This window comes from Nocardioides sp., assembly GCF_031397825.1.
In the GTDB taxonomy this organism is placed as follows: Bacteria; Actinomycetota; Actinomycetes; order Propionibacteriales; family Nocardioidaceae; genus Nocardioides.
Genome location: NZ_JANNML010000178.1, coordinates 1 through 5,373, shown reverse-complemented (window position 1 = coordinate 5,373; position 5,373 = coordinate 1). Strand labels below are relative to the sequence as shown.

At 71.2% G+C, this 5,373-nt stretch carries 4 protein-coding genes; all 4 read left to right on the top strand.

Annotated elements, in window-relative coordinates; all coding sequences use genetic code 11:
* On the top strand, positions 1-342 hold a 342-nt coding region (locus tag RMN98_RS15285), incomplete at its 5' end, for an acyl-CoA dehydrogenase family protein (protein ID WP_309649677.1).
* Positions 343-377: 35 nt separating this feature from the next.
* The gene (locus tag RMN98_RS15280) at positions 378-1,970 is read left to right on the top strand and encodes an acyl-CoA carboxylase subunit beta (protein WP_309649678.1); all 1,593 of its coding nucleotides are present in this window, start codon (positions 378-380) and stop codon (positions 1,968-1,970) included.
* A gap of 5 nt (positions 1,971-1,975) precedes the next feature.
* The gene (locus tag RMN98_RS15275) at positions 1,976-3,994 is read left to right on the top strand and encodes a biotin carboxylase N-terminal domain-containing protein (RefSeq protein ID WP_309649676.1); all 2,019 of its coding nucleotides are present in this window, start codon (positions 1,976-1,978) and stop codon (positions 3,992-3,994) included.
* Complete coding sequence (locus RMN98_RS15270; protein ID WP_309649675.1) at positions 3,991-5,157, top strand: acyl-CoA dehydrogenase family protein; 1,167 nt, start codon at positions 3,991-3,993, stop codon at positions 5,155-5,157. The genes RMN98_RS15275 and RMN98_RS15270 overlap by 4 nt, the downstream gene beginning before the upstream one ends.
* The last annotated feature ends 216 nt before the right edge of the window (positions 5,158-5,373 follow it).

The following is a 5,373-nucleotide window of genomic DNA, read 5'->3' as shown; positions in this document are numbered from 1 at the left end:
GAGACCTTCGGCAAGCCGCTCATCAGCAACCAGGTGGTGCGCCACAAGCTCGTCGAGATGCGTCGCCAGGTGGAGGTCTCCCGGGTCTACACCCACGACGTCGCGCGACGGCACGCCGCGGGGGAAAACGTGATCGCCGAGGCGTGCCTGGCCAAGCAGACCGCGTGCGACGCGGCGACGTACGTCTGCGACCAGGCGGTGCAGCTCCACGGCGGCGCCGGCTACATGCACGGCACCGAGGTCGAGCGGCACTACCGCGACGCTCGCATCCTGCCGATCGGCGGCGGCGCCACCGAGGTCCTCACCGACCTCGCGGCCAAGCTGATGGGCTACGCGTCGTGACCGCCGAGGCCGTGGCCGGCACCAACCGCGAGGCGATGCTCGAGAAGATCGCGTCGCTGGACGCCGAGCACGCCAAGGCGGTCGAGGGCGGTGGCGAGCGCAGCGTCACGCGCCACCACGGCCGCGGCAAGCTGATGCCGCGCGAGCGCATCGAGCTGCTCGTCGACGAGGGGTCGGCCTTCCTCGAGCTGAGCCCGCTCGCGGGCTGGGGCTCCGACTTCACCGTCGGCGCCAGCGTCGTGACCGGGATCGGTGTCGTCGAGGGCGTCGAGTGCATGATCACCGCCAACGACCCGTCGGTGAAGGGCGGCGCGAGCAACCCCTGGACGGTCAAGAAGATCTTCCGGGCCTCCCAGATCGCCCAGGAGAACGGTCTCCCCACCATCTCCCTGGTCGAGTCGGGCGGCGCCGACCTGCCGACGCAGAAGGAGATCTTCATCCCGGGAGGCAAGCTCTTCCGCGACATCACCCGCGCGAGCGCGCGCAAGGAGCCGACGATCGCGCTGGTCTTCGGCAACTCCACCGCCGGTGGCGCCTACGTGCCCGGCATGAGCGACTACACCGTCATGGTCAAGCAGCAGGCCAAGGTCTTCCTCGGCGGCCCGCCCCTGGTCAAGATGGCCACCGGTGAGGAGTCCGACGACGAGTCGCTGGGGGGTGCCGAGATGCACGCGCGGACCTCCGGGCTCGCGGACTACCTCGCCGAGGACGAGCGCGACGCGATCCGCATCGGACGGCGGATCATCGCGCGGCTCAACTGGCGCAAGGCGCGCGGCGCGACGTCATACGCTCGGGGGAGTCGCCTCCACGGTCCGCATGACGTCCCGGACTACGCCGAGCCGGTCGCCGACCCCGAGGGCCTGCTGGACCTGATCCCCGGCGACCTCAAGGAGCCCTTCGACCCCCGCGACGTGATCGCCCATCTCTGCGACGGGGTGAGCGAGACCAACGGCCAGGTCTTCGACGAGTTCAAGCCGCTCTACGGCACCTCGCTGGTCACCGGGTGGGCCCGGCTGCACGGCCGCCCGATCGGCATCCTCGCCAACGCGCAGGGCGTGCTCTTCAGCGAGGAGGCGCAGAAGGCGACCCAGTTCGTCCAGCTCGCCAACCAGACCGACACGCCCCTGCTGTTCCTGCACAACACCACCGGCTACATGGTCGGCAAGGACTACGAGCAGGGCGGCATCATCAAGCACGGCGCGATGATGATCAACGCGATCAGCAACTCCACGGTGCCGCACCTGACGGTGGTCATGGGGGCGTCCTACGGCGCCGGCAACTACGGCATGAACGGCCGCGCCTTCGACCCGCGCTTCCTCTTCACCTGGCCCTCGGCCAAGTCCGCCGTCATGGGGCCGGCCCAGCTCGCCGGGGTCCTCTCGATCGTCGCGCGAGCGGCGGCCGAGGGACGCGGGAAGGACTACGACGAGGAGGCCGACGCGGGCATGCGGGCCTTCATCGAGGCGAGCGTCGAGGAGCAGTCCCTGCCGCACTTCCTGTCCGGGATGCTCTACGACGACGGGGTCATCGATCCCCGCGACACCCGCACCGTCCTGGGCATCTGCCTGTCCGTCATCGACACCTCGACGTTCAGCGGCACCGACCGCTTCGGCGTCTTCAGGATGTGAGCAGCATGGTCTCGACAAGCTCGACCAACGAGGGGCGCTCGACCAACGGGGGACGCCCGCCCACCCGGCCCACCATCACCCGCGTCCTCGTCGCCAACCGCGCCGAGATCGCCAGCCGCGTGTTCCGCACGTGCCGTCGACTCGGCATCGGCACGGTCGCGGTGCACTCCGACCCCGACGCCGCACTGCCCTACGTCGGCGAGGCCGACCGTGCGGTGCGCCTACCCGGGTCCAGCCCGGCCGAGACCTACCTGCGCGCCGACCTGCTCATCGACGCCGCGCGTCGCTCGGGAGCCGACGCCGTCCACCCCGGCTACGGCTTCCTGTCGGAGAACGCCGACTTCGCGCGCGCCGTCATCGACGCCGGGCTGATCTGGATCGGTCCCGACCCCGCCTCGATCGAGGCGATGGGCTCCAAGATCCGGGCCAAGGAGCTCATGGCCGCCGCGGGCGTCCCGGTGCTCGAGGCGCCGGCGCAGCCCACCGAGGCCGACCTCCCACTGCTGGTCAAGGCGTCCGCCGGTGGCGGCGGTCGCGGCATGCGCGTCGTACGGCGCCTCGCCGACCTGCCCGGCGAGATCGAGAAGGCGTCGGCCGAGGCGGCCTCCGCCTTCGGCGACGGCACCGTCTTCGTCGAGCCCTACGTCGAGCGTGGCCGGCACGTCGAGGTGCAGGTCGTCGGTTCCTCGGTCTACGGCGACCGCGACTGCTCGGTGCAGCGCCGGCACCAGAAGGTCGTGGAGGAGGCACCCGCCCCCGGCCTGCCCGGCCACGTGCGGACCGCGATGCACGAGGCCGCGCGCCACGCCGCGGAGGCCATCGACTACCGAGGTGCGGGGACGGTGGAGTTCCTCTACGACCCGGTGAGCGAGCGCTTCTTCTTCCTCGAGATGAACACCCGCCTCCAGGTCGAGCACCCGGTCACGGAGCTCGTGCACGGCATCGACCTCGTCGAGCTGCAGCTGCAGGCCGCCGAGGCCGACTGGACGATGGGCTGGCCCGACCCGCCCTCCGGGCATGCGATCGAGGTCCGGCTCTACGCCGAGGACCCGGCCGCGGGCTACCAGCCCCAGTCGGGGCTGCTCACCGCACTCGAGGTGCCCGACGAGCCGGGCGTGCGCGTCGACGCGGGCTTCGTGGCCGGCTGCGAGGTCTCCACCCACTACGACGCCATGCTGGCCAAGGTCGTCGTGCACGCGCCGACCCGCGCGGCCGCCGCCCGGCAGCTCGCCGGGGTGCTCCAGCGGGCGCGCATCCACGGGCTGCGCACCAACCGCGACCAGCTCGTGGCGATCCTGCGACACCCGGCCTTCGTGGGCGAGGACCTCAGCACCTCGTTCCTCGACGACCATCCCGAGGTGGTCGAGTCGCTCCCGGCCGCGCCCGGCACGCGCGAGGAGCAGGCCGTCAGCTTCTTCGCCGCGGCTATGGCGTGGGTCGAGCGGGTCTCCGCGGGCCGCCCGGTCCAGCAGCGCATCCCGGCGGGCTGGCGCAACGTCCACTCCGCTCCCCAGGTGGTCTCCTTCGAGCTGTCCGGCACCGAGGTGGAGGTCGGCTGGCGCCACGAGCGCGCGGGCGCCGTGCTGGTCGACGCCTACGGCGAGGTGGACGGCGTACGACTGGTGCGGGCGGAGCGTGACGCCGCCGGGTGGCGCGTCGTCGTCGACCACGGCGGCGTCCGGACCTCCCACGAGGTCCGCATCAGCGGGCACCGCGTCGACGTCGACTCCCCGTGGGGCCACCTCGCCCTCACCCGGGTGCCCCGCTTCGTCGACCCCGCCGACCAGGTCGCGAGCGGCTCCCTGCTCGCGCCCATGCCCGGCACGGTGGTCCGGGTCGCCGTCGAGCCCGGTGCGAGCGTCGAGGCCGGCGACACCGTCCTGGTCCTCGAGGCCATGAAGATGCAGCACACCGTGAGCGCGCCGGCTGCCGGCACGGTCACGGAGATCAACGTCCGGACCGGCGCCCAGGTGGCCGCCGGAGAAGTCCTCGCCGTCGTCGACACAGGAGATGAAGAAGCATGAGCACCCAGGCATTCACCGAGTCCGAGGAGCGCCAGGAGCTCCGCAAGCAGGTCGCCAGGCTCGCGAGCAAGTACGGCCGCGACTACTTCGTCGCGCAGGCCCGCTCCGGCGGCAAGACCACCGACCTGTGGCTCGAGATCGGCAAGAACGGTTACCTCGGCATCAACATCCCCGAGGAGTACGGCGGCGGTGGTGGCGGCATCGGCGACATCGCGGCCGTCTGCGAGGAGCTCGCCGCTCAGGGCTGCCCGCTGCTGCTCATGGTCGTCAGCCCGGCGATCTGCGGCACGATCATCTCCCGCTACGGCACCGAGGCGCAGAAGCAGAAGTGGCTGCCCGGCCTCTGTGACGGCACCGGCACCATGGCCTTCGCCATCACCGAGCCCGACGCCGGCACCAACACCCACAACATCACCACGACCGCGCGCCGCGACGGCGACGGCTGGGTGCTCACCGGCCGCAAGATCTGGATCTCCGGCGTCGACGAGGCCGACAACGTGCTGGTCGTCGCGCGCACCGAGGACGCCAAGACCGGCAAGCTCAAGCCGTGCCTGTTCGTCGTGCCGACCGACGCGCCGGGCTTCGAGTTCAACGCGATCCCCATGGAGATCGTCTCCCCGGAGAACCAGTTCCAGGTGTTCATCGACGACGTGAAGCTCCCGGCCGATGCGCTCGTCGGCGACGAGAACGGCGGGCTCGTGCAGCTCTTCGCCGGCCTCAACCCCGAGCGCATCATGGCCGCGGCGTTCTCGCTCGGCCTGGCCCGCTTCGCTCTGGAGAAGGCGACCCAGTACGCCAAGGAGCGCGTGGTCTTCAAGGTCCCGATCGGTGCCCACCAGGCGATCGCCCACCCGCTCGCCCAGTCCCACATCGAGATCGAGCTCGCGCGGCTGATGAACCAGAAGGCCGCCGCGCTCTTCGACGCGGGTGACGAGATGGCGGCCGGCGAGGCCGCCAACATGGCCAAGTACGCCGCCGCCGAGGCCGCCTGCGACGTCGTGGACCGCGCCGTGCAGACCCACGGCGGCAACGGCGCGAGCCAGGAGTACGGCATGGCCGGGCTCCTCGTCGCCACCCGCGTCGGTCGGATCGCCCCCGTCAGCCGCGAGATGATCCTCAACTTCGTGTCGATGCACTCGCTGGGACTGCCCAAGTCCTACTGAGCCCTGGCCGAGCCGGCGCAGTGTTGCTGAGCCCTGGGCGAGTCGGCGCAGTGTTGCAAGCGGTCGTGCAACATCGCGCCGACTCGGCGTACGGGGTGCAACATTGCGCCGACTCGGCGTACGGGGTGCAACATTGCGCCGACTCGGCGTACGGGGTGCAACATTGCGCCGACTCGGCGTACGGGGTGCAACATTGCGCCGACTCGGCGTTCCCTG